The following is a 24,248-nucleotide window of genomic DNA, read 5'->3' on the forward strand; positions in this document are numbered from 1 at the left end:
TTACAACTCCTGATCAAGCGAGGCAGAGGAGCGACACATTGCGATAATTCCTTCAAGGCATCCTAGCAAGCTGTAAACCAGGAGCAGCGCAAAGGTGACTACCGTTGAGAAAAAGATATACAGCATAGGTACACGCAGCGTTGGCGAGGTCTGCCATGCGCCGTTTTGTGCATACTGCCAAGCGTACGGCAGTACTAGAAAAGCAAATAAACCCACCATTAGGTAAATCAGTGCCTGAAACCCAGCCTTGGCGCGTGGGCCCAGCATGTGATGAAAAAGCTCAACGCTGATGTTTCGGTTCTGACGCAGTACAACACCTGCCGACAAAGCCACCATATAAATAAACAAATAGCGCGAGAGCTCTTCAGTCCAGGCAATGGAAAACGGTAGAAACAGCCGTGAACAAACTTGCAGCAGTACCGTGGCAGCAATGGCAATTAATGCCATGACCGACAGGGTCAGAAAACAGGTATCCACCCAGCCAATCATGCGCCCAATGGGGCCTTGGATCTTTGGCACCGACGACATCGAATCCAGACTGTCTAACGCTTCCTGTTCAAGCGCTTTTTGATCCGAGCTCATAAACGTATCCTCATGGGCAAGCTGTTCTTGCAGATGGCCGATGGGCTGGCACGAAACCAGCCCACCCGCATTACCAATTACTACAAATTTATTACCAACGGCCTTACAGGTCTTGGATAGCGTCGAAAAGCTCACGCTGCTCTTCGTTTAACGCCTCAAGTACCGCTGGGCGCGCTTTTTCGGCGAACGCATCAAGATCGACTTCCACAAATTCCATACCGCGTTCCTGTAGGGCCTGCTCCAGACGAGCCTGGTCCTCGATGAACAGCTCAGATTCATAAGTCTGCATGGTTTGCGCCGCATCGCGCACTACTTGTTGAAGCTCGTCAGGCATGTCTTCAAGCTGATTACGTCCGATTACGACGTAGATCCAGCTACGCACGTGCCCGGTCATGTTGACGTAGTCCTGCACCTCATTGAAGCTGGCACTTTCAATCAAACTAAGCGGATTTTCCTGGCCTTCCAGCGTGTTTTGCTGAAGTGCGGTAAACACTTCGCTAAACGCCATGGGGGTAGGACGAGCGCCCATTGCCTGCCAGGTATCAACGAACAGCGGCACGTTAGGCACACGCAGGCGTAGGCCATCCAGTTCATCCGGCGTGCGGATAGGACGGTTAGATGTCAACTCACGCGGGCCGCGCTCAAACCACGCCAACGGAACCAGGTTTGTCCGCTCAGTGATCTGCTCTTCAATCTGAGCGCCTACATCGCCGTTAATGGCGGCCTGCATATGCTCAGAGTCCCTGAAGGCATAAGGAACGGCCATCATGGCGGCCTTGGGCGCCCAGTTTTGCAGGCTCTCGCCGGTAATCGTCATATCCGCTGTTCCCAGCTGGATACTGTTAATCACGTCCAGCTCACTCCCCAGCTGTTCACTGGGATAAAGACGAACTTCAATACGACCGTCGGAATTGGCCTCAACCTCTTCCTTAAACTTCTCCGCCGCCTGGTGCCAAATATTTTGCTCGTTGGCTAAGTGACCAAAACGCAGCGTGTAGTCTGCCGCTAATGCCGCTTGGCTACTCAGCAGCACCGTTCCCAGTACCGCCGTTGTTAACAGTTGTTTAATCATTTTCTGCTCCTGCACATTTGCATTGTTTATTGTTAGTCGAACGTGGTTGAACGTGAGTTGGCATGCGCCGCTAGGTACTAATTTGAAGCTCAGTACTAATTTGAAGCTCAGTACTAATCTGAAGTTAAGTACTAGTTTGAAGCTAAGTGCTAATTTGAATAAGTACCTTTCGGGCTTCTTCAGGACGGTGGTCAAGCATGTCTATGGCGCTAGGCATGTCGCTAAGCGGTAGTCGATGGCTGACTAGCGCCAATGGATCGAGCTGGCCACTGGCCATTAGCCCAAGCACTTCAGGAAACTTGCGGTTATTAAGACGCGACCCCACCAAAGTCAGCTCTTTCTTAATAACCTCTAGCTGCACAAGGTCGCTGGGCTGAACGCTAAAGCCGAGCAGACCAATACGCCCGGCAGCTGACGCTAGGCGCAGCATTTGAGGTAAAAGCGCGGGAACACAGGCCGCATCGGCAATCAGCGGCACACCCTCGCCTTGCGTCAAGGCGAGCACTTCTTTTTCAACATCGTGTTCACGGCTATTAAATATGTGCGTGGCACCCAGCTCTTTAGCCGCTGCCAAGCGCTCGTTAATCACATCCGTGACGATGACGTCTTTAATACCCTTCGCTAAGGCCATCTGTAGAATCGTCATACCAATAACGCCCGCACCAAGAATCATCAGGCGATCGCCAGGATGCGGCTGCATGCGATCAAGCACGTTGGCCGCGATGGTGTAAGGCTCAACCAAAGCAGCGGCATCGAGCCCGATGTGATCCGGCAAACGGTGCACGTTAGCAGCGGGAACGGCCACCAACTCTTCAAAACCACCGTCACGATGCACACCGATGACTTCCAGCGAGCTGCACACGTTAGGGCGGCCAATTCTGCAGGGATAACACTCACCGCAGCTGATTACGGGATCAACGCATACGCGATCACCAACAGCCACTCCCTCGACGTTGTCGCCTAGGGATTCAACGACGCCAGCAAACTCATGGCCGGTAATACGCGGAAAGCGGACGAAGGCATTATCGCCATGGATGATGTGCATGTCAGAGCCGCAGATACCGGCAAACGCCACTCGCACCAGGACTTCTCCCGTGTTCGCCGTGGGCGTATCAATATCGACAACCTGATAATCGTGCGGCGCCTTAACTTGAAATGCTTTCATTGACAGAACCTCCTTACCCGTTCTTTAAGTTACCTATGCCACGCATTTACCAATGCCATAGAGTGCCGTCTTCTAACCGGTTAACCGGCAAGCTCGCGCGCTTATAGGGGTATTGTTTGGCTAACTGTTCGTCAATATCGACGCCATGGCCTGGCGTTTCACCCACGATAAAGTGACCGTCTTCGAACCGGTAATCGTGTGGAAATACCTGATCAGTGGCGATGGTGTGAGGCATATATTCCTGGATACCAAAGTTGGGCACCCAGGTATCAAAATGAATCGCGGCGCCCAGGCACACCGGCGAAAGATCCGTTGGTCCGTGAAAACCGGTGCGCACGTGATAAAGACCCGCCAGATCAGCGATGCGACGCACGTGAGTAATGCCGCCCGCATGAGTGAGCGTGGCGCGAATATAGTCAATCCATTGGTTTTCAATCAGCGCTTTGGCGTCATAAATGCTGTTAAACACCTCGCCTACCGCCAGCGGCGTAGTGGTGTGCTGCCGGATAAGCCCAAAGGCTTCCTGATTTTCAGCCGGTACGCAGTCTTCAAGCCAAAACAGATGATAAGGCTCTACTTCTTTACCTAACCGCGCGGCCTCAATGGGTGTCAGGCGATGGTGCACATCATGAAGGACGTGCAAATCTTCACCAAAACGCTCGCGCACGGCGGCAAATAGCTTAGGCACATGGTTGAGATATTTGCTGGTGCTCCACACGTGCTCTGCGGGTAAGTCGGCATCTGCGGGCTCGTAAGGCTCGCCATCTTTTTTAGCGACGCCATAGATGCTGGCAATACCGGGCACGCCAGCCTGGACGCGTACCGCTTTATAGCCTTCATCTACATGACGAGCGACTTCTTCCAGGCACGCTTCAATATCACGCCCCGTCGCGTGGCCATACACCATGACGCGATCACGGCTTTTGCCACCCAGCAATTGATACAGCGGCATGCCTGCAAGCTTGGATTTAATGTCCCAAAGTGCCATGTCTACGGCGGCAATCGCGCTCATAGTGACGGGACCACGACGCCAGTAAGCACCGCGATAAAGGTAGTGCCAGATATCTTCAATTCGCTGAGGATCGCGCCCTATCAAAGCAGGAATGACATGCTCATCAAGATACGCAACGACGGCCATTTCCCGGCCGTTCAAGGTGGCATCACCAATGCCGTAAGTACCTTGATCCGTTACTATTTTCAAGGTGACGAAGTTACGTCCCGGCGAGGTCACAATGGTGTAAGCATGCTCGATCTTCATTGGATCGCCTCCTGCATCAGGGTTGGGGTGGTTGTGCGTCGAACGCTTCTCGACCTTCAAACATGGCGGGGAAACGGCGTACTAAATCAGGCATAGACACTAGTATTTCGCGTAAATGAAGGCACATTGCCTGCTCTGCTTGCTCGACATTACGCGCTTCAATAGCCGCAACGATGTTGGTATGTTGATCCACCAGCCGTTCCAGCGGAGTGCTGTGCGGCACACTCAGGTAGCGTACGCGGTCAAGCTGCGCCTTAACTTCTTCAATGACCTTCCAGGCAGTCTGCTGTTTTACGCCCAGTGAAAGCGTGCGATGAAAGGCTTCATCCAGCCGATAAAAACGGTCGTGATCATGCGGCTCCACACAGCGCCGTTGCCGCGCTAACAAATCATGCAGCTCCGTTAAAATGGCTGCATCAATGCCTTTTTCTGCTGCCAACTTCACGACCGCCACTTCCACCGATTCGCGAACAAAGCGCGCTTCTAACACCGCTCGCTGCGATATCTTAACCACGTAGGTGCCGCGCTGAGGCTTCACTTCCACCAAGCCAGCCTCAGATAGCCTTATAAAGGCTTCCCGCACTGGCTGGCGGCTGACAGAGAACGTGTCAGCGATTTCTTTTTCCGACAGCGCTTGGCCAGGGGCCAGCACCATTTGAATGATCGACTGCCTTAATACTTGAAATAGCCGCTGGCGAACTGAATCGCTGTCACGGGTTTCCTGCCATAGCGTTTGTAATGTCGTCTGCATAAACCTGAATCCGGATATGAAAGCTTGCCGGCCGTGGCGGCACCTTCTGACATGACTAGTATGGTAGTATGGATGAGATAGAGAAAGCCCCCACCGCTTATACTTTAGTCGCTCGACACTAGCGTAGCGCGCTGTCTTTTTCTGACCAAGCTGCACGTTATGTATATTGAACGGCGCTTTACGACAACTTTTTTGCTGCTCACGACGACACACTAGTAGGCGAACAAACTGCTTATTAGAGAGCACGCTATGAATCGCAATGTCATCCTTACCTGTGCCGTCACTGGCGCAGGTGATACCACCGCTAAAAATCCCAATGTTCCCATTACGCCCAAGGCCATCGCAGCCTCTTGTATTGAGGCTGCCCATGCTGGGGCCAGCATCGCGCACATCCACGTTCGCGATTTGGAAACCGGCGGCATTAGCCACTCTACAGAGCAGTTTCGTGAAGTGATGGAGCGCGTACGCGAGGCCGATGTGGATATCGTCATGAACATCACAGCGGGCGGTGGCGGTGACTGGATACCGGATGTGCAAGACCCCTCTCGCGGCGGCCCGGGCACTGATATTCAAACACCGGCAGAACGCCATGCACCGGTGGGCGAGCTACTTCCTGAGCTTTGTACCCTAGACTGCGGCAGCCTCAACTTTGGCGACATGGTGTACGTAAACCCTGCCGATTGGCTGCGTGAACATGCTCGTCTCGTTCAAGCCGCTGGCGTTAAGCCGGAACTAGAATGCTTTGACCTAGGCCACGTCTGGTTTGCCCGCCAGCTTCAGCAAGAAGGCTTGATCGACGGCGATCCGCTTTACCAGCTCTGCCTGGGCATTCCCTGGGGCGCCGAAGCCGATACCGAAACGATGCTTGCCATGCGCAACAAGCTACCCGACAACGCTAACTGGGCAGCTTTTGGTATAGGCCGCCATCAAATGCCGATGGTTGCTCAAGCGGTGCTGCTGGGTGGCCACGCACGGGTTGGCTTGGAAGATAACCTGTTTTTGGAAAAAGGCGTGCTGGCCAATAACGGCCAACTGGTCGAGAAAGCCGCGACCATCATTGATAATCTTGGCGCTCGGGTGATGACGCCTGCTGAAACCCGCGCCCATCTTAAATTACGTGACCCTGCCGGAGGTGGCCTATGAATCGCTTAGCCATTATCGGTACCGGCGTGATTGGCAACGGCTGGATTGCCCGCGCACTCGCACAGGGTTGGAATGTGGTTGCCTTTGATCCTGATTCGAACGCGCCAGCGCGCACCCAAGCGTTTATTGACAACGCTTGGCCCTCGCTAACACAGCTTGGCCTGGCACCCAACGCCAGCCCGGAGCGACTGACGTTTGCAGCGACGATTGAAGAGGCAGTTAACGGCGCGGACCTGATTCAGGAAAACGTTCCTGAGCGACTAGAGCTTAAGCAAGAAATCCTGGCCGCCATTGACGCCGCCGCAGCACCCGATGTCATTATTGGCTCGTCCACCTCTGGCTTCAAACCTACCGACCTGCAGCAAAACTGCCAGCAAGCGCCGGGGCGTGTCATCGTCGCCCACCCCTTCAACCCAGTATATTTATTGCCGCTGGTTGAGCTTGTCGGGGGCGAAGCCACACAGCCCGCGCAGATTGCTAGCGCCCAAGCGCTTTATCAGTCGCTCGCCATGCGACCACTGGTGGTTCGTCGTGAAATTGAGGGCCACATCGCCGACCGCTTAATGGAAGCGCTGTGGCGCGAAGCCTTACACTTAATCAACGATGGTGTGGCCACCACTGAAGAAATCGATGCCGCCGTGGTTTATGGCTGTGGTCTGCGCTGGCCGCTGATGGGCACGTTCCTCACTTTCCACTTAGCCGGTGGCGAGCCTGGCATGCGCCATATGCTGGAACAATTCGGCCCTGCGCTAAAACTCCCCTGGACCAAACTGGAGGCCCCAGAACTCACCGATGAGCTAATCGACAAAGTGGTCGAGGGCTGTGAGCACCAAGCCGCCGGGCGCTCAGTAGCCACGCTGGACCGGCGTCGGGATGACTTTTTAGTCGAACTGTTGGAGGTAGTGCAAAAATACTGGCCGGAAGCCGAAGGGCTAAAGGGACGCATTTAATGATCATCCATGAAACCCACGTCGCACCCGAGTGGGTCGACTACAACGGGCACATGAACGACGCGGAGTACGCCCGCGTCTTTTCCCAAGCCTGTGAATCGTTGATTGACCACATAGGTTTAGATGAAGCGGGCCGTGAGCACTATGGCTATACGATTTATACCCTGGAAACCCACCTGTGTTATCGCCGCGAAGCGCAGCAAGGCCAACCGCTCAATATTGACCTAACGCTGCTTGATAGCGATGCAAAACGCCTGCACGTGTTTTTCGCCATGTTCGACGATGAAGGCAACCTATTAGCGACCAGCGAACAAATGCTGATGGGCATGGCACAGGACTCTGGGCGACCAAGCCCGTTTCCCGAAGCAGTCGCACATCTTGTAGCAGCACTGCCACGAGCAAGCAGCGATGCCTGGCCGGAACTTGCTGGCCGCACCATTGGCATTCGCCGCTAAGGGTTACGACGCTAATAGGGACAGGAAAGATGAACATAGAGGCCTTTATTCAGCACTTTAGCGCAGGACTGGCGGCGATGGATGAGCTGCCCTTGCCACAAGCGCGCAGCGCCTACGATAAGCTTTGCCGCACGTTCGCCCCACCTGACCCGCTGGGAATGAGAATTGAAAATACCGTTTTGAGCGGCGTTAGCGTGCGCCGCTTTATTCCCCAGCAGCTAGCACCGGGCTGTGTGCTGTTTATCCATGGCGGCGGATTTACCATCGGCTCAGTGGAGAGCCATCACGGCCCCGCCGCAAGCCTAGCTCAAGCGCTAGGGCGTGAAGTGGTCAGCGTCAACTATCGGCTGGCGCCAGAGGTAGATTACGCGGCTATGTTGGCAGACTGCCAAACGATACTAATGGCCGTTCAACCTATTGCGTTAGTGGGTGACAGCGCTGGCGGGAGGTTAGCTATCGACCTTGCACGTTCACTTATCGAGGCGCCGCCGTTAGGGTTGATTTACCCGCCGGTTGGCGAACTGTTGCTGGAATATATCGGTGAAGATGCACCGCTGCTGTCACGTAGTGACGTACTCGGCATTCGAAAATACTGCCCAGAAATCAATGCACATCAGTTTGATCGACGCCCTCCTAGCACGTGCATTGAAGTATTGACGGTAGCGCACGACCCGCTAACGCTGCCAATGGAAGCTGCCGTTACTGGCTGGCGTAAAGCGGGGGCCTCAGTTGGCTATCGATGTGCACCGCAAATGGTGCACGCCGCTCTTCACGCCCAATCCCAACTGCCCGCAATGGGCGCGGCATGGCAGGACTTTTGCCTTAAACTAAAACAGCGCCTTACTGAATAAGGCGCTGTTTTAAGAACAATCGTTTCAAGAACAACCGTTTTAAGATCAGCCGATACGTTAAGAGCCGAACTGCGCACGCACCTGATCAATAGCGGGTTCGCCATCGCGGGTTTTAACGCCGTCTAGCCATTGGGCTACAGTGTCTAAGTTATTACTAATCCACTCCTGCGCGACATCATCCGCCGCACGCTCTTCATAGCTATACTCATGCACCCAGTCATTTTGGTCTTCAATATCGATCACGTATTGTGACAAAAAGCGGTGAACCTCGGGGGCTTCCTCAGCTAGGCTGGCAGGTGTGACCGTCCAGACGGTGCTTTCAATTGAGGCTACGCCTGCATCATCACTATCGGCTAAATACGCCAAATCAAAGCTCACGTTCATCCAGTGAGGCTCCCAGCCGACAAACGTCACCCACTCTTCATCGGCTATTTTTTGTTCAGCTTGGGCCAGCATGGCCGAGGTTGAGCTTTCACTCAGTTGCCAATCCCCCAGGCCTGCAATGTCGTTATCAATGGCGTTAAGGATCGCCTCGTTAATGCCGGTACCCGCTTCAATGCCTTGGATTTCGCCATCGAACTGATCACGATGTTCGGCCAACTCAGCCACGGTGGTCACCCCCGCATCATAAACATACTGCGGCACGACGAGCCCTGAATTGGCGCCTTTGATATTGGAAACCACTTTTTCTACTTTTCCGTCAGCCACCAGAGGCTCGATCATGTCAGTCTGGACGGGGTACCAGCCGCCTAAGTAAATATCCAGATCGTTACGCGATAAGCCGCCCAGAATAATGCTCACGGCTAAATCTTGCTGGCGCGTTTTATACCCCATTGTCTCAAGTAGTTGAGCAGCCACTTCCGATTTCACGGTAACGCCAGGCCACGGCGGCACGCCAAAACGCAGCTCATCAAGCTCCGCCATCGCTGGGGCGGCAGCGAACGCAGAAAGTAAAAAACCCGCTGTAAGTGACAACGACTTGGTAGTGTAAGACATGAGGCTAAACCTTTTATTAACTGGATTATGTTATTAACTGGATTAAACCAGTATGCGCCGCTACCTGCAGGTCACTAAGCATGAAGCGACACTTACCAACCACAAGGCGCCACTTCTTATTTAAAGGGCTTTTCTACAACGGGGTTGAAAATCACCGGTAGCGAACGGCTCTTGGTGAGTAGCCGTAATGGGCACGAAACGTGCGCGCAAAGCTTGATGACGAACTAAACCCACAGGCCAGCCCCACCGCCAGCACTGCTAAATCGGTCTCGACCAGCAGCCGCTTGGCGCGCTTAACGCGCAGCTGCAAGTACCACTGGCGAGGCGTCATGCTTAGCTCTTGCTCAAACAAGCGCTGCAACTGGCGAACCGACACCTCAACGCGGCTTGCCACTTCTTCCAGGCTGAGCGGCTCTTCAATGTTCTGCTCCATTAGCGCAACCGCTTCTACCACGTGCCGGTTATGAGTGCTTAGCCGCTTTACCAACGCCGTGCGCTGCTGGTCGCTGCGCGTTCTAATACGGTCATGAATAAGCTGCTCAGAGACATCAATCGCCAGCGTCACTCCATGGCGGCGCGCAATCACTTCTAGCGCCATATCCATGGCTGCCGCCCCACCCGCGCAGGAAAAACGCCGTTCGCCTAGTTCGTACAGTTCGTCAGTTGTCTCGATACCCGGGAAGCGTTCGCGAAACGCAGGCAGGCTCTCCCAGTGCAGCGCCACCCGTTCATGCGTTAGCAACCCGGTGGACGCGAGCAAGAATGCCCCAGTATCAATACCGCCTAAACAGCAGCCCGCCTGATCTAACTGATGCAGCCATGCCATTAAGGGCCGAGTAAGATGGGCTTCTGGCGTGAAACCGCTGCACACTGCCAGTGAGGGCAAATGGTGCACCTGGCCAGTTGATTGATCCGCCATTAGCGTCATGCCGTTCGACGCCGTTACCGGCCCACCGTCAGCGCTAATCAGCGTCCAATCAAACAGTGGGCGATCAGAAATACGATTCGCAATCCGTAACGGCTCAACCGCTGCGAAGAAGGCCATCATGGAAAACTGCGGTAACAATAAAAACCCCACCATTTCAGGTAAAGGGCCTTGGTAATCAAGACGCATAGCATTGCCTAGAATTGAAACGTTTTATAGAAAAGCGGCTCTACCATAGCGTGTTCGGCTCTCAAGATCGGCAATCCATCGAAAATAATGGCGTCGTATATTTAATATCGGCTAACCAAAACAGTGCCGCATAGAGGACGTAACCATGAACATTACACATTTAGAGCACGTCATTATTGCGTTGATGATTCAGTGCGCCTTGCTGTGGCTAGTCTCGGCGAAGATGGGAGGCACTATCGCCATTGCGCTGCTACTGGGAAGAGAGATTGCACAGCACGAATATCGGTTGGGTATTCAACGCGGCTGGGAATGGGGTGAAACATTACCGGTTGGCATGTTCGAGGGCGTTTGCCGCGGCTGGACCCTCGACTCAGCGCTCGACGTACTGCTACCAGCAGCAGCCTGTGCCGTACTAGCCACTGCCATTAGCGTTTGGCGTAGAAAAAGCAGCGCGCTCAAATAGCCATGTTTATGGCTCCTGAACTCTGGCTCCTGACCTCTGAGTTTAAACACGCTTAAACTGGCAGCACCGAGCGCTGATCAGTCATTCTCCATCCGCTCGTTACGATAGAGCTGCCCCTGATTTTCTACTCGCCCATCGGGTAAGCGGCAGTATCTTCCGGTGCCCAGGCTGGTTTCTTGAACCTCCGTCTCACCGCCAATACTTTCGCAGTATTGAGCTGCGCGCTGGGTCATATAGTTTTGCGTGTTATCGCCCCCACCCTCGCTTGCACAACCTGCCAGCAACAGCAAAGCGCTCATTAAAAAAACCTGACGGCCCTCACGCATCAGCCTTTTAACGTTACACCCTGCCTCTACCGGCGTTGAAATCATCCGCATGGCGGCCTCCTTATATGTTTCGAACACTCATTCATTACCTTAGCGCCGCACGCTATCAATGGCTATCTTATTGATGCCACCATTTGCTGTTATCAAAAATGGTAGCTAAGCTGTAATCAGCCTCGCATATGTATAGCTCTTGTAGATAGACATGAGCTGTACCGGCGGGCAGTACCCTGATCATAAGGCCAAGATCGAATTCAGACGGCCAATATCGAATTCATAAGGAGAGTGAAGCTATGTCCAGCCCTGAACATAAGCAAAAGATCTGGAAGATGATCAAAGATATCAAAGTTGGCATGCTGGTGACGTTAGACAACGACACCCCGCGCGCCCGGCCAATGCACTTAGTGCAAGAAGAGTATGGCGGCACCCTGTGGTTTTTTACTCGGCGCAGCGCCGAAAAGGTGTTTGAAGCCAAACGAGATCATGATGTATGCCTTAGTTTTTCTGATCAAGAAGATGGCGTGTACGTTTCGCTTTCCGGAAAAGCTAACCTTACCAATGATCGCGATCTGATCGAGAAATACTGGAACTCTTTCATTGCAGCCTGGTTTCCTGAAGGCAAAGACGACCCGGATGTTGCGCTGCTGGAAATTAAAGTAGAGATGGGCGAGCACTGGAAATCAAAAGAGAGCAAAGCCTTCCAGCTTTACGAAATTGCGAAAGCTAACCTGAAAAAAGACGCCACGCCGAACCTCGGTGAAAACGAAAAGTTCGGCGGTTAACGTCATACCCAAGCGCCCTACTACGGGGCGCTTATTCCGATACGCCGTTACATCTACACTTTTATATCGCATAGCCGACCTGAACCGCGTCAAGGCCAGAAGGGTTGACTATCAATCACCGTAATGAACGGCCGTAATAGCATTTTTAGGCGACCCATCCACCAGCCGAGTACTGTAGGTAAGGTAAACAAAGGTTTGCGTTTCGGTGTCGTGCATACGCACAACGCGCAGATTTTTGAACAATGCTGAGCGGCGCTGGGTAAAAATCACCTCTTGCTCCTCCACATCAGCTGGGTTAAACACTATCTCTCCCGTTTGCCGGCATACCACGCTGGCCTCACTTGCCTCTTCAGCCAGCCCAACCGCCCCGGAAATGCCGCCAACCTGCGAATAGGAAATGTAGCAGGAAATACCCTGCACCTTCGGGTCATCAAAACGCTCTACTTCAATGGTGTTATTGGGCCCGAGCATACGGAACTCGGTACGCACGCTGCCAATATGAGCATCCTGAGCAAATAGCGTGGGCGGTAGTAGCGCCAATATAAAAATGAGCAATGTGAGGGCAAGGCGTTTAGGAAAAAACATGGGGTACTTCCTTGGCAATAGTTAACCACGTGAGAGGCAAACAGAGAGCATACCTGATACGTGCAATATGATAGCCTCTCTTTACAGCCATCCACACATCTGTCCCTCACCAAGAATCCCTACCGCAGCGCATATAATGGTATAGAGCCCGCAGTTGTTGTCGCCTGGCGCGTTGCACCAGAGCTGTTTCATGCTGCCTCCCTTAAGAACTGTGTGTCTTCAAAATTATATTGGTTAACTGCCAGGCAGTAAGTTCGGAGCTATAGGCAGCATGTTTTCCAGCGAGTGGTCATTTCGCAACCATTCGTAGACCGCCTGAATATCTAAGTGCAGAGCATGCTCTTCCTGGTAAGCAGGAAGAATCTCACGGAGTGATCTCCAGGCCAATAAAGTACCCACGGCGAAGTCTTCACCGTCTATCAAATCAAAGGCCTGTGCGGCCAATAGATATTCGATAGCAAGGACGTAGAAAGCATTGTCGATGGCCTGATCAAGCTTTAAAGCTGCGCTTTCACCCAAACTTAGATGGTCTTCCTGCAGCCCCGAGGTAACAAAGTTGTCAGTCACTGCAGGCTGAGCCAAACGCTTGTTATCAGCGACCAATGAGGCAGCCGAATAGTGAGCTATCATCATGCCGGATTTGACGCCACTTTCGACAGTCAAGAAAGGCGGTAAATGATTTGCCTGAGGTGATACTAATCGATAAGCGCGCCGCTCGGAGATTGAGCTCCATTCGCAGACAGCGATGGTAAGTAGATCGCATGCCATCGCCACCGAAGCACCGTGAGGATTGGCTTGCGACACAATTTGATAGCCGCCGTTATATGGAATAACTAATGGATTATCGGTCGCTGAGTGAAGCTCTTTCTCTATCTGCCGGGATGCGTGGTCGAACTGATCTCGACAGGCTCCATGCACCTGAGGCATTGAGCGCAGACTCAGCGCATCCTGCAATCGCTGGCCTTTATGGCGCATGAGATGCGGACTATCGGCGAGAAGCCGACGTAAATTATCGCCCGTTTGCTGAACGCCTGGGTGGCGTTTTAGAGCCGTCACCTCCGCCATAAAGGCATTCATTTGCCCGCCCAATGCTTCAAAACTCATAGCGCCGATAATATCCGCCCACGCCGATAGGCGGGCGGCATCGGCAAGCGCCAGGCAAGCCAATCCCGTCATAGCGGGGGTACCATTAACGAGGCTCAGGCCATCCTTGGGGCCAAGCGTTATCGTCGGCATACCGATGACATCCAGCGCTTGCTTGGCAGGCATGCGTTGTCCGCGAAATTCAACATCGCCATGACCTATCAGAGCCAGCCCAATGTGCGCCATGTGAGTAAGGTAACCCACCGAGCCGCGCGAGGGCACGATCGGAGTCACCTGCTCATTCAACAATTTGATCAGCCCCTCCAGCACGGCCAGACTAATACCGGAGTAACCATGACTATAGTTGATCACCGCGCAGCATATGATCGCCCGAACTTGTTCCGTTCGCAGCGGTGTGCCAACGCCACAGGCATGGCTCATCAGGGTGTGGTGTGAAAGGCGCTGCAGCTCATCTTGCTTAAGCACCACATCGCATAGCGCACCCAAACCGGTATTAATGCCGTAATGGGGCACGCTTGAAGCGGCAATCTTTTCGACAGCCTCGCGCGCGCAGCTCACCCTTTCCCAAGCTTGAGGCGACAGCGATAACTGATGCCCATGGCGGGCGACCTTGACCACCTCCAGCCAAGCAGGAGGCGTAGGGCCGATTTCAAGATACCCAGATAACTCACTCATGTGCATCTCCGGTCTTCTCAACAGAAAGCGCTGGCTTATTTGCAGGCTCACCAGCTCCTTGAATAATAAAAACCTTCACTGCAGAAGCCACAATCAGAGTAAACAGAAACAGCACGACAAAACCTCCCGCTGCCGCCAGGAACTTAATACCGTCGACACCCTGAGCACCACCCCCAAAGGCCACCATCACATAGGCGATAATCGCAATTGAAAGCCCCCAGAGAATTTTCTGCTTACGAGGAGCCTCTTCTTCCGCTGTCATGTCTTTAGTGCAGATGGTCGCAATGGTTGAGGACATTGAGTCAGCTGAAGTGGAGAAAGAAATGACCAGCGTCACAATGGCTAACGGAATGAGCAAGGAGGACAATGGTAAATGTTGTAGAAAGCCCCAAAGCCCAGATACCGCACCGTTCTCGGTCACCACGCTAACAAGGTCGAGGGTGCCATCCATCTGCCACTTAATGGCTGACCCGCCCCATATTGCGAACCAAACGATGCCGAACACAGAAGGCAGAATCCAGTTAATCACCAGGAACTCACGTAGCGTTCTGCCATAGGAGATCCGCGCCAAAAAAAGGCCCATCAAAGGTGCGTAGGCTATCCAGATCGACCAGTCATACATGGTCCACCAAGTGACCAGCGCTTCACCTCCGGACTCTTTGGTGTCGAATGACCAAAGGAAGAAGTTATCGAACCAGTAACCCAAGCTGGTTACCGATAAACTTAGGATGTAATTCAATGGGCCAATAATTAACAGAATGGCTACAAAAGCGTAAAAGATATAAGCATTGACTGATGATAAAAGTCGGATGCCCCGTTTGAGACCGGACACCGCCGAAGTAATAAAGATCGCCGCAATCACCAACGTTAAAATCAGCCAAGTAGTAGGATTAGAAGCGATACCGTACTCAGCTTCAATGCCAGAGCTAATCAGCGCTAGGCCAGCCCCTAAAGAGGATGCAAGACCCAGTGCGATGGCAAGTATTGAAATAATATCGACCACGGCGCGTACGAAGGGGCTTTGCTCGCGACTACCAAGTAGCGGGGAGAGTGTTGAAGAGATAGAAAAGCGTTCTTTGCGATTAAAGTGCATATACCCAATCATCAAGCCAACAATGGAGTACATGGCGTAGGGTATAAAGCTCCAATTATGGAAGCTCCTGGCCAAAGCGAAAATCGCCGCTTCACCACTGTTGGGTTCAAATGACTGATTGGCGATCTCGCCATAAATATTGCCCAGGTAGATAATGGGCTCATTGACAGAGTAAGTAACAACCCCAGTCGCTATTCCACCGGTTAACGCCATGGCAAAGGTAGCCGCCAACGAGAACGTAGGCTTAGCATTTACCCCACCCAATCGAATATTGCCCGCCTTGGAAAAGAATATAAACGCTGTCACTCCGAGCGTCGAAATGGCCAGTAACTGATAAAGCCAACCAAAATCGGATAGCGAGAGATAAAATAACTGCCTAGCCACGCTGACCAGCAGTTCGTTATTAACTAAGCCAATGATGACGGCCAACAGAACAATCACGAAGGCGGGTATAAAGACGCTTCGCTTTAACTGTTTCCTGTCTGTTAGTGACATTTTATGTCTCCTGTTGAAGTTTATTGTTATAGCGCTTTTTTATCAGGTGCCGACATGCTGTCTGTCGACACCTTTATCTTTGTGTCCAGAGAAGCTAAAGGTATTAAGGTTGTTAATGGGGATTCTTACTTGACCATCGGCAAATCAAGACCGTTTTCGCTGGCACACTGTTTAGCAATGTCATAGCCAGCATCGGCATGGCGCATCACACCAGTGCCTGGGTCGTTGCGCAGCACACGGCCTAAGCGGGCGTGGGCATCATCGCTGCCGTCACACACGATCACCACGCCAGAATGCTGGGAATAGCCCATGCCTACCCCACCGCCATGGTGTAACGACACCCATGTGGCTCCACCGGCAGTGTTTAGCAGCGCATTAAGTAATGGCCAGTCCGAGACAGCATCTGAGCCATCCATCATCGCCTCTGTTTCACGGTTGGGGCTGGCAACGGAACCAGAATCGAGATGATCGCGACCAATCACGATCGGCGCTTTTAGCTCGCCACTTTTAACCATTTCGTTGAAGGCCTGCCCCAGGCGAGCACGATCTTTAAGCCCCACCCAGCAAATGCGTGCAGGCAACCCCTGGAAGCTAATGCGCTCACGCGCCATATCGAGCCAGTTATGCAGGTGAGGATCATCAGGAATAAGTTCTTTGACCTTCTGGTCGGTCTTATAAATATCCTCAGGATCCCCAGAGAGCGCAACCCAGCGGAACGGGCCGATGCCCTGGCAAAAGAGCGGACGGATATAAGCGGGCACAAAACCAGGAAAATCAAACGCGTTCGCAACCCCCTCTTCCATTGCCATCTGGCGAATGTTATTGCCGTAATCAAAGGTGGGTACGCCCATCTTCTGGAAGTTGAGCATCGCTTGCACGTGCACTGCCATTGATTGCTTGGCCGCCTTTACGGTGGTTTCAGGCTCACTCTTACCGCGCGCCACGTACTCTTCCCATGTCCAGCCAGAAGGCAGGTAGCCATGCAATGGATCGTGGGCACTGGTTTGGTCAGTGACCATGTCAGGCTTGATGCCGCGTTTAATCAGCTCGGGCAGTACATCGGCGGCATTACCACATAAGCCGATAGAAATAGCCTTACCTTCGGCGGTATATCGCTTAATACGCGCCAATGCATCATCAAGGTTCTCAGCCTGCTCATCCAGGTAGCGGGTACGCAAGCGGAAGTCGAGGCTCGCCTGCCGACACTCAATATTCAGCGAACAGGCACCGGCCAACGTAGCCGCCAACGGCTGAGCGCCCCCCATACCACCAAGTCCGGCGGTCAAAATCCAACGCCCCTTAAGCTCGCCGCCGTAGTGCTGCCGACCCGCCTCAACGAAGGTTTCATAGGTACCCTGCACAATGCCTTGGGAACCGATATAGATCCAGGAACCAGCGGTCATCTGGCCGTACATCATCAAGCCTTTACGATCCAGCTCGTTAAAGTGCTCCCAGTTAGCCCAGGCCGGCACCAAGTTGGAATTGGCGATCAGTACTCGGGGTGCATCTTTATGGGTTTCAAAGACGCCGACGGGTTTACCGGACTGCACGAGCAGCGTTTGAGTATCTTCCAAGCGCTGTAACGTTTCGACGATTTTGTCATAGCATGCCCAGTCACGAGCAGCACGACCAATGCCGCCGTAAACCACCAAGTCCTCTGGGCTTTCGGCCACATCCGGATGAAGATTGTTCATCAACATGCGTAGCGGCGCTTCGGTCAGCCAGCTCTTACAGCTGAGTTTAGTGCCGGTCGGCGCAATGATTTTACGTGAAGCATCGTGACGTTTATCGTTGGGTAACATGGCGTCATTCCTTATGTTTCTGTTCATTATTAAGTGAGCAGGATGAGCCCCTGTCAGTTATCCAGGGCTAGCTAGCTTTCAAAGTTCGGTTTTAAACGTTCGGTTATCAAAGGTCAGCAAGTGCACGAGACGAGCCGCCGCTCTGGCGGTGCGGCTATCAATATCAAGGCTGGGATTAAGCTCAGCTAGATCAGCGAGGCGAAGCTTTCCGCTGTCACGCACCACTTCAACAAGCGGCTCTATCAAGGCAAGCGACACACCACGCGCGGCGGGGGCGCTCACGCCAGGCGCTTCGGCGGCAGGCAGTACGTCCAGATCGATGGTCAGATAAAGGTGGTCGCATTTGGCGATGAAGTGCTGCACGTCTCTGACAATAGAGCCAAGGTGTAGCGCATCGATCTCGCGATCTTCACGAATCAATGTTCTGAGTGCGGTGGCGCGCGAAAATAAAGCGCGCGTATTAGCCACGCGGCTTACCCCCAGGCAGGCGTATCGAAACGACCAATCCCACTCTTGGCACTTATCGGCAATCTGGGCGAAGGGGGTGCCTGAGGAGCGAATATGCGCTGGATCGCGCAAATCGAAGTGCGCATCCAGGTTGATAATGCCGATCCGCGGTGGTGTTTCTTTTGTTGCCTGATCGTTGGGCGCTGAGGCTTTTTGCTTAATGAATTGTGCCAAACCACTCCAACTGCCATACGCCACTTCATGCCCCCCGCCTAACACAATAGGCAGATGGCCAGCCGTTAGTATTGACGTCAGGCGATCAGCGAGTGTTTGTTGTGCAGCTTCTAAAGCATCATCGATACATCTCACATTACCTGCCTCGTAAGCAGGCGCTTTGCGATGCCACGCCAGCGGCGCCAGTGCACGGCGTAACGCATTAGGGCCTTCAGCAGCACCAATGCGGCCTTGATTACGCGCAACGCCTGCGTCACTTTCAAAGCCCAGCAAGACACACCCCGGAACCGCACTGCCCGTTAGCGGCTCAATACGCTGGTGCCACCGGTCACTATCGGGTTCAGGATCGGTGCGCCCCTGCCACAGCGACATATCAATAGATGTATCAGCGGCCATGGGTTAACTCCCCCTGATAGAGGCGCTGCCGTAGGCGACCTGGCTGCACCGCGTAGGCCAGTTCAGCTGGCGTCTCAATATCCCAGATACATAGATCGGCCACAGCGCCTTCATGAATCTGGCCCTGCCCTTTCAACCCTAGCGCGGCAGCGCCATTGGCGGTCATCCCTGCCAACGCTTCTTGGGGCGTCATGCGAAACAGCGTGCAAGCCAGGTTGAGCATTAACGTGGGCATGAATATCGGCGAGCTGCCTGGGTTGGCGTCGGTGGCAACAGCCATCGGCACGCCCGCTTCGCGCAGCCCCGCAATGGGCGGCTGCTGCGTTTCACGCAGGGTGTGGAAAGCACCGGGGAGAATGACGGCCACACTACCCGCTTCGCGCATGGCAGCAATACCGGCGTCATCAAGATACTCAATGTGGTCAGCTGACAATGCGCCGTGGCGCGCTGCCATCGCAGCGCCCCCCAAATTTGATAGCTGCTCGGCATGTGCTTTGATGGGCAAACCATGAGCTTGGGCGGCTTTGAAAACCCGCTCACATTGCGCTACTGAAAAGGCGATTTTTTCACAAAAGACATCGACGGCATCGGCTAAACCTTCGGCTGCTGCGGCAGGAATCATTTCATTGCAGACCAGATCGATATAGCTGTCGCTGTTGTTCTCATACTCTGGTGGCAGCGCATGGGCACCTAGCAGTGTCGTTACCACACGTACAGGCAATTCCTCTCCCAGGCGCCGAGCGACACGCAACATCTTAAGTTCAGTGGGCACGTCCAACCCATAGCCTGACTTGATCTCTACCGTGGTGACCCCATCTTCGACCAGCGCGTTGAGACGTGGCAAGGCAGCGTTGAAGAGCGCTTGCTCACTCGCTGCACGCGTCGCGGAAACGGTACGCAGAATACCGCCGCCACGGCGCGCAATGTCTTCATAACTGGCGCCTTCCAAACGCGCTTCGAACTCATCGGCACGCGCGCCACCAAAGACCAAATGCGTATGGCAATCCACCAGCCCGGGCGTCATGACACCGCCCCGCCCCATCTCATGGCAACCATCAGCCAGTGACTCATCGAAGCCATCCATGGGCGTTACGGTGACAACACGTTCACCTTGAGTAATGACGGCCATGGCTGTCGGCAACGTTTTCAGACCATCAAAGACACTGATATCACGCCAAATGTAGCGCCGCTTGTTGTTGGGCATGGAGGCCTTCTCCGAGCAAACATAATGTATATACAATTAAGCCCACCACCTGCCCTTTCGTCAAGCAGTGAAGTGATAAAGCAAGAAACAAGTGGAGTAAATTAAATCGTTATTAACATAACTATAATCATTTAAATAACAATTACTTAAATATTAAAAAGGAAATAAAAAGCATCGAAAACTAATTGCCAAATTAGACTAATGTCTATCTATAAGCGCTATACGGATACGTCAGGTAGGTTTAATTTATTGTATATACATAAATACAGCACGGTGATATCGATGATAACCACACCATTAGAGGCACGCCCATGAGCGCTATACGCCCGCCCACCGAGCAGCGAACCAGCACTTCCACCATCTTGAAGCTCTTTATACCTAGTATCCTGGGCATTCTTATTTTCTTTGTTCCCATCGAGATAGGCGGAAGGCGTACTATCCTGCTCGATCATATGGTCACAGGGCTACGCTCATTAATGGGGGAATACAGCGGCATCTACGCTTTAGCCATGATCGTGGCAGGCGCCGCCTACCCACTCCTCAAAGGCTATTGGCGACGAACGCTGACCGAAGACATCTTCACCGTGCTGAAAATCTGCGGCGTTGCGGTGGCAGTCATGGCGTTAACGGGCTGGGGTCCCGCTTTTCTGCACGAACCGGACATGCTGCCCTTTTTGTTTGAAAAGCTGGTCATTCCGGTAGGTTTAATCGTACCGCTAGGGGCTATTTTCCTGGCACTGTTGATCAGCTATGGCTTGCTGGAATTGATTGGCGTACTTGTTCAGCCGGTAATGCGCCCTATCTGGCGAACCCCTGGGCGCTCGGCAATTGATGCCGTTGCCTCGTTTGTGGGCAGCTACTCTATCGGGCTATTGATCACTAATCGCGTTTACCAAGCAGGGCAATACTCAGCCCGGGAAGCCGCCATCATTGCCACTGGTTTTTCCACGGTGTCGGCAACATTCATGATCATCGTGGCCCGTACGCTGGATCTGATGAGCATTTGGAACTTGTACTTCTGGCTCACCCTGGTGATTACGTTCATCGTCACAGCTATCACGGTGCGGCTGCCGCCTCTGGCAAACATGGATGACCAAAAAAGTGATGGGGAGCCTGAGCCACAACCTGGAAAACGCTTGAGCACGGCCTGGCAAGCAGGCACGGAGATTGCTGCCAACGCGCCCAGCCTTCACCGCAGCGTAGCGCTCAACTTTAAAGAAGGGTTGATAATGGCCATCAGCATCCTACCGTCGATAATGTCAGTAGGTCTGCTCGGTCTGATCGTCGCGAAGTACACGCCATTATTTGAATGGTTGGGATGGCTGTTCTATCCCTTTGTCGCCATTTGGGGGCTAGATGACGCTGCAGCGCTAGCGCAGGCATCTGCTTCTGGGCTGGCGGAAATGTTCCTACCGGCTCTGCTGATGGCTGAAGCTGAATTCGTCGCCCGTTTCGCTGCAGGCGTGGTTTCCGTCTCCGCCGTGCTGTTCTTTTCTGCGTCGATTCCGTGCATCCTTTCTACCAGCATTCCTCTTTCTGTGGGCCGCATGCTGGTAGTGTGGTTTATCCGAGTAGCCTTGAGCTTGCTCCTAGCTGTGCCCGCGGGCTATCTGGTTCAATCGCTGATCAGTTGAACCCAAGCGCTCACCACAGCCCAACGAGGTCGGTATCTCGACCTCGTTGGGCTGGAATCTCCCTCTCACATTTAAGCGGTTTTCCTTAGCAGAGAAGAGCGCAACTTGTAGCGGTTTCCAGGGTGGATGAGGCGCGCATAGCTAATTAAGTGCTCTTGAGACCAAGTACGACGCACCATGCTCAAGCAAGGAGTTTGCGTATCAATACTTAGCCATTTAGCCGTTTGCTCATCGACGAGTACCGCTTCAACGATGTGCTCCATATCCGTCATTGGACAGGCGGCGACTAGCACCTCATTAGGCGTATGGCGTGAAAAATCGGTGTCCAGATAATTAGGTACCCAGCGCGGGTTAACGTAGCGGTTCTCAAGCTGAATCGGAATGTCATTCTCATGGTGAACTAATAACGTATGAAAAACTCGGCTGCCCAGCCTCACTCCTAATCGAAGCGCGACTTCATCGTCAGCTTCTATCGCCTCTTGAAAAATCACCTCGTTGCTATATCGATGCCCCCGAGAAAGCACTTCCTCGGCAATGTTGTAGACCTCGACTAAAGAGGACTCGACCTTACGGTCCGTCACGAACGTTCCAACACCCGATTGGCGCACCAAGTACCCTTGCTGCACTAAGTCTCTAATGGCTTTATTGGCCGTCATTCGGCTTACGCCAAAGTCCTTCGCCAGCCGCTCTTCCGTGGGGATCTGATGATTCAGTTGCCAATCACCACACTGAATTCTATCCAGCAGATGTTGACGGATCTGCTGGTAGAGAGGAGGACTAGTCATGAAGCTCCTTTTCGATGAAAACAGATTGTCTATACAGATATATTACTAGCCTTGGGTAACAAAGCACACTGCTACCCAATCAACACTTTACCCGCCATGTGTGTAAGACAAACGCCACGCACGTTTACCGTTGGGCGAGATCCTAAGCCCTAATTTCTGAGCTCTCATTTCTAAGCGCTAAGTGCACCAACCGAAAGACCAATAGTGCTGGCCCCTCCCCCATAACGAGAAAGCCCCGCATATGTGTGGGCGGGGCTTACAAAATTATCTCAGCCTTCACCTAACCATCACAAGCACACCCTCTGGGTTGATGGCAGGTATTGCTACGGCTAATACACGAGTTGCCACATGCTTTTCCTTTGGAGCACATGCGACAACATCCGCCTTGGGCAATCAACAACGTGTCGGGTATCGCATCAAACACTAAGTCGTTGCACACGATTTCTTCACCACTCACAACAAGCTCGGCTTGGGTTGTCCATCCACTGGATTGGTCAAGCGATTTCTCAGCACTGGCCACGCTCGCGAAACAGAGCACCAGCATCAACATCATTACCTTAATAAGCACGGGCTTTCCTTTTAATTATTATTTGTCCGTGCATTATGGGTGCGTAGAGCAGGAACGAGTAGCGATGAAGCACCAAGGCAGGCAAATAATTGCCCAAGTATGTGATCGCTAGGTATTAAGAATAGTAAATAAGGTCACAGAATGGCCGTTGGCGTCCCTGGCAGGAGTCGAACCTGCGACCTGCCGCTTAGGAGGCGGCTGCTCTATCCTACTGAGCTACAGGGACTTAAGCTTTCTAAAATAAGCGGGCGGCAGTATAACGCGTCAGCCCAGGTAGGGCCACCGAGGAGGCTAAATCCAACCCAGCAAGCGTAGGGCAAAAACGCCGACCGTCACGGTGACGCTCGCCATGAGTGTGGTGATCGCGATGATATTGGCCGCTAATGCCACATTACCCCCAATCGCTTTAACCATTACGAAACTTGCCGCAGCGGTTGGGCTGGCAAAGAATAGGAACAATAAACCTAGCTGCTCGCCCGAAAAGCCCACCATCCACGCCGCTAAGGTGGAGAGCACCGGCAATGTCACCATCTTCATCCAGCTTGCGCCTAGGGCTACCTGGCTACCGGCACGCATACTCGATACTGAGAGCGTTGCACCGATACAAATCAATGCTAGAGGCAGTGTTAAAGACGCAAAGTAATCGCCTGAGGTAATCAGCCAGCTAGGTAACGGGATCGCAAATACGGTAAAAGGCAGTGCCGCAAATACGGAAATAATCAGCGGATTGGTGGCTATGTGTTTTAACAGACTGCGCCAGTCGGTCGACTGGCCCGGCTGATAGAATGCCAGTACGACGACCGAAAATGCGTTGTACATCACAATCACCACGCCTAGCAGCAGGCTACCCGCTGAAATGCCATAGTTACCGTACATGCCGGCTGCCAGCGCCAGCCCCACCACGCCGCAATTGCCTCGAAACGCCCCTTGCACATAAATGCCGCGATCTTTACGTGGTACACGAAAATGCGCCCACAGCCAGCTGAGTAGAAACTGGCCCAGCGTGGCAGCAGCAAAGAACACCATGAGCGATACGTCCAGCGCAACGCTTAAGTCGGCTTTTATCAAACTGAGGAAAATCAGGGTAGGCAGCGTAGCTCTAAACACAAGCGCAGAAGCGGTTGACACAAACGTACTATCGATCCACTTCAACCGTTTTAGCACTAGACCAACAAATACCATCGCAAACACAGGCAGCGTGATATCAAGCGTGCGGGCAAACAGTTCAAGTAGGTTCACAACAAGATCTCGGTCAGTTAAGCACCTGCTTATACTCTACTGCCAAACGTGATTTGTCGACTGGCTAAGCCACGAATGATCG

Annotated in this window: 23 protein-coding genes and 1 tRNA gene; 7 read left to right on the forward strand and 17 right to left on the reverse strand. The window is 53.1% G+C overall.

What is annotated here, in order from left to right; genetic code table 11:
• From ACT3RP_RS00250 to ACT3RP_RS00270, 5 genes are all read right to left on the reverse strand, one after another.
• A complete protein-coding gene (locus ACT3RP_RS00250) occupies positions 1 to 717 on the reverse strand; it encodes a TRAP transporter small permease (RefSeq protein WP_483393006.1) in 717 nt (238 codons plus the stop codon).
• A complete protein-coding gene (locus ACT3RP_RS00255) occupies positions 686 to 1,654 on the reverse strand; it encodes a TRAP transporter substrate-binding protein (protein WP_483393007.1) in 969 nt (322 codons plus the stop codon). The genes ACT3RP_RS00250 and ACT3RP_RS00255 overlap by 32 nt, the downstream gene beginning before the upstream one ends.
• Positions 1,655 to 1,796: 142 nt before the next feature.
• Positions 1,797 to 2,819 carry a Zn-dependent oxidoreductase gene (locus tag ACT3RP_RS00260; protein ID WP_483393008.1) on the reverse strand — a complete coding sequence of 341 codons (1,023 nt, stop codon included), beginning with the start codon at positions 2,817 to 2,819 and terminating at the stop codon, positions 1,797 to 1,799.
• Between the two features lie 46 nt (positions 2,820 to 2,865).
• Positions 2,866 to 4,077: a D-mannonate dehydratase ManD gene (gene manD, locus ACT3RP_RS00265; protein WP_483393009.1), complete on the reverse strand. Its 1,212-nt coding sequence runs from the start codon at positions 4,075 to 4,077 to the stop codon at positions 2,866 to 2,868.
• A 16-nt stretch (positions 4,078 to 4,093) separates the two neighbouring features.
• Positions 4,094 to 4,828 (reverse strand): GntR family transcriptional regulator, encoded by a 735-nt coding sequence (locus ACT3RP_RS00270; protein ID WP_483393010.1) that lies wholly within the window; start codon positions 4,826 to 4,828, stop codon positions 4,094 to 4,096.
• 249 nt (positions 4,829 to 5,077) lie between these two features.
• Here ACT3RP_RS00270 and ACT3RP_RS00275 point away from each other — a divergent pair, with 249 nt between their 5' ends.
• Genes ACT3RP_RS00275 through ACT3RP_RS00290 form a run of 4 tightly spaced genes read left to right on the forward strand, consistent with a single transcriptional unit; the run spans position 5,078 to position 8,227 of the window.
• Positions 5,078 to 5,971, forward strand: coding sequence for a beta-keto acid cleavage family enzyme (locus tag ACT3RP_RS00275; protein ID WP_483393011.1), 894 nt, complete (start codon positions 5,078 to 5,080; stop codon positions 5,969 to 5,971).
• Positions 5,968 to 6,921, forward strand: a complete 954-nt coding sequence (locus tag ACT3RP_RS00280) for an L-carnitine dehydrogenase (RefSeq protein WP_483393012.1) — start codon at positions 5,968 to 5,970, stop codon at positions 6,919 to 6,921. Before ACT3RP_RS00275 ends, ACT3RP_RS00280 begins: the two co-directional genes overlap by 4 nt.
• A complete protein-coding gene (locus ACT3RP_RS00285) occupies positions 6,921 to 7,376 on the forward strand; it encodes a thioesterase family protein (protein ID WP_096281040.1) in 456 nt (151 codons plus the stop codon). Before ACT3RP_RS00280 ends, ACT3RP_RS00285 begins: the two co-directional genes overlap by 1 nt.
• A gap of 29 nt (positions 7,377 to 7,405) precedes the next feature.
• Positions 7,406 to 8,227 (forward strand): alpha/beta hydrolase fold domain-containing protein, encoded by an 822-nt coding sequence (locus ACT3RP_RS00290; RefSeq protein ID WP_483393013.1) that lies wholly within the window; start codon positions 7,406 to 7,408, stop codon positions 8,225 to 8,227.
• Positions 8,228 to 8,284: 57 nt separating this feature from the next.
• Here the strand turns inward: ACT3RP_RS00290 and ACT3RP_RS00295 are convergent, their stop codons facing one another.
• Together ACT3RP_RS00295 and ACT3RP_RS00300 are read right to left on the reverse strand one after the other, a co-directional pair.
• On the reverse strand, positions 8,285 to 9,223 hold the full coding sequence (locus tag ACT3RP_RS00295; protein ID WP_483393014.1) for an ABC transporter substrate-binding protein: 939 nt from the start codon (positions 9,221 to 9,223) through the stop codon (positions 8,285 to 8,287).
• Positions 9,224 to 9,374: 151 nt separating this feature from the next.
• A complete protein-coding gene (locus ACT3RP_RS00300) occupies positions 9,375 to 10,337 on the reverse strand; it encodes a GlxA family transcriptional regulator (RefSeq protein WP_483393015.1) in 963 nt (320 codons plus the stop codon).
• 145 nt (positions 10,338 to 10,482) lie between these two features.
• Here ACT3RP_RS00300 and ACT3RP_RS00305 point away from each other — a divergent pair, with 145 nt between their 5' ends.
• Positions 10,483 to 10,800 (forward strand): hypothetical protein, encoded by a 318-nt coding sequence (locus ACT3RP_RS00305; RefSeq protein WP_483393016.1) that lies wholly within the window; start codon positions 10,483 to 10,485, stop codon positions 10,798 to 10,800.
• 77 nt (positions 10,801 to 10,877) lie between these two features.
• On the opposite strand, the gene ACT3RP_RS00310 is transcribed toward ACT3RP_RS00305, so the two are convergent.
• Positions 10,878 to 11,177, reverse strand: a complete 300-nt coding sequence (locus ACT3RP_RS00310) for a DUF333 domain-containing protein (protein WP_225734260.1) — start codon at positions 11,175 to 11,177, stop codon at positions 10,878 to 10,880.
• A gap of 239 nt (positions 11,178 to 11,416) precedes the next feature.
• On the opposite strand from ACT3RP_RS00310, the gene ACT3RP_RS00315 reads away from it, so the two are divergent.
• A complete protein-coding gene (locus tag ACT3RP_RS00315) occupies positions 11,417 to 11,905 on the forward strand; it encodes a pyridoxamine 5'-phosphate oxidase family protein (RefSeq protein ID WP_193062404.1) in 489 nt (162 codons plus the stop codon).
• Positions 11,906 to 12,016: 111 nt separating this feature from the next.
• Here ACT3RP_RS00315 and ACT3RP_RS00320 read toward each other — a convergent pair whose 3' ends face one another.
• From ACT3RP_RS00320 to hutI, 6 genes are all read right to left on the reverse strand, one after another.
• Positions 12,017 to 12,490, reverse strand: a complete 474-nt coding sequence (locus ACT3RP_RS00320) for a CreA family protein (protein WP_483393017.1) — start codon at positions 12,488 to 12,490, stop codon at positions 12,017 to 12,019.
• 234 nt (positions 12,491 to 12,724) lie between these two features.
• Positions 12,725 to 14,269 (reverse strand): HAL/PAL/TAL family ammonia-lyase, encoded by a 1,545-nt coding sequence (locus ACT3RP_RS00325; RefSeq protein ID WP_483393018.1) that lies wholly within the window; start codon positions 14,267 to 14,269, stop codon positions 12,725 to 12,727.
• Positions 14,262 to 15,857: a BCCT family transporter gene (locus tag ACT3RP_RS00330; RefSeq protein WP_441684994.1), complete on the reverse strand. Its 1,596-nt coding sequence runs from the start codon at positions 15,855 to 15,857 to the stop codon at positions 14,262 to 14,264. The genes ACT3RP_RS00325 and ACT3RP_RS00330 overlap by 8 nt, the downstream gene beginning before the upstream one ends.
• Positions 15,858 to 15,982: 125 nt before the next feature.
• Positions 15,983 to 17,659 carry a urocanate hydratase gene (gene hutU, locus ACT3RP_RS00335; RefSeq protein ID WP_483393019.1) on the reverse strand — a complete coding sequence of 559 codons (1,677 nt, stop codon included), beginning with the start codon at positions 17,657 to 17,659 and terminating at the stop codon, positions 15,983 to 15,985.
• Between the two features lie 78 nt (positions 17,660 to 17,737).
• Positions 17,738 to 18,736 carry a formimidoylglutamase gene (gene hutG, locus ACT3RP_RS00340; RefSeq protein WP_441684991.1) on the reverse strand — a complete coding sequence of 333 codons (999 nt, stop codon included), beginning with the start codon at positions 18,734 to 18,736 and terminating at the stop codon, positions 17,738 to 17,740.
• The gene (gene hutI / locus ACT3RP_RS00345) at positions 18,726 to 19,940 is read right to left on the reverse strand and encodes an imidazolonepropionase (RefSeq protein ID WP_441684989.1); all 1,215 of its coding nucleotides are present in this window, start codon (positions 19,938 to 19,940) and stop codon (positions 18,726 to 18,728) included. Before hutI ends, hutG begins: the two co-directional genes overlap by 11 nt.
• A gap of 311 nt (positions 19,941 to 20,251) precedes the next feature.
• Here hutI and ACT3RP_RS00350 point away from each other — a divergent pair, with 311 nt between their 5' ends.
• Complete coding sequence (locus tag ACT3RP_RS00350) at positions 20,252 to 21,574, forward strand: YjiH family protein (RefSeq protein ID WP_483393020.1); 1,323 nt, start codon at positions 20,252 to 20,254, stop codon at positions 21,572 to 21,574.
• Between the two features lie 71 nt (positions 21,575 to 21,645).
• Here the strand turns inward: ACT3RP_RS00350 and hutC are convergent, their stop codons facing one another.
• The 3 genes from hutC to ACT3RP_RS00365 form a co-directional block, all read right to left on the reverse strand.
• Positions 21,646 to 22,359 (reverse strand): histidine utilization transcriptional repressor HutC, encoded by a 714-nt coding sequence (hutC, locus tag ACT3RP_RS00355; RefSeq protein ID WP_441684986.1) that lies wholly within the window; start codon positions 22,357 to 22,359, stop codon positions 21,646 to 21,648.
• Between the two features lie 717 nt (positions 22,360 to 23,076).
• Positions 23,077 to 23,153: transfer RNA gene (locus tag ACT3RP_RS00360), tRNA-Arg, on the reverse strand.
• Between the two features lie 65 nt (positions 23,154 to 23,218).
• Positions 23,219 to 24,166, reverse strand: a complete 948-nt coding sequence (locus ACT3RP_RS00365) for an AEC family transporter (RefSeq protein WP_441684984.1) — start codon at positions 24,164 to 24,166, stop codon at positions 23,219 to 23,221.
• Positions 24,167 to 24,248: the final 82 nt, after the last annotated feature.

The organism is Halomonas sp. AOP5-B2-8, from assembly GCF_052376475.1.
GTDB lineage: Bacteria > Pseudomonadota > Gammaproteobacteria > Pseudomonadales > Halomonadaceae > Vreelandella > Vreelandella casei.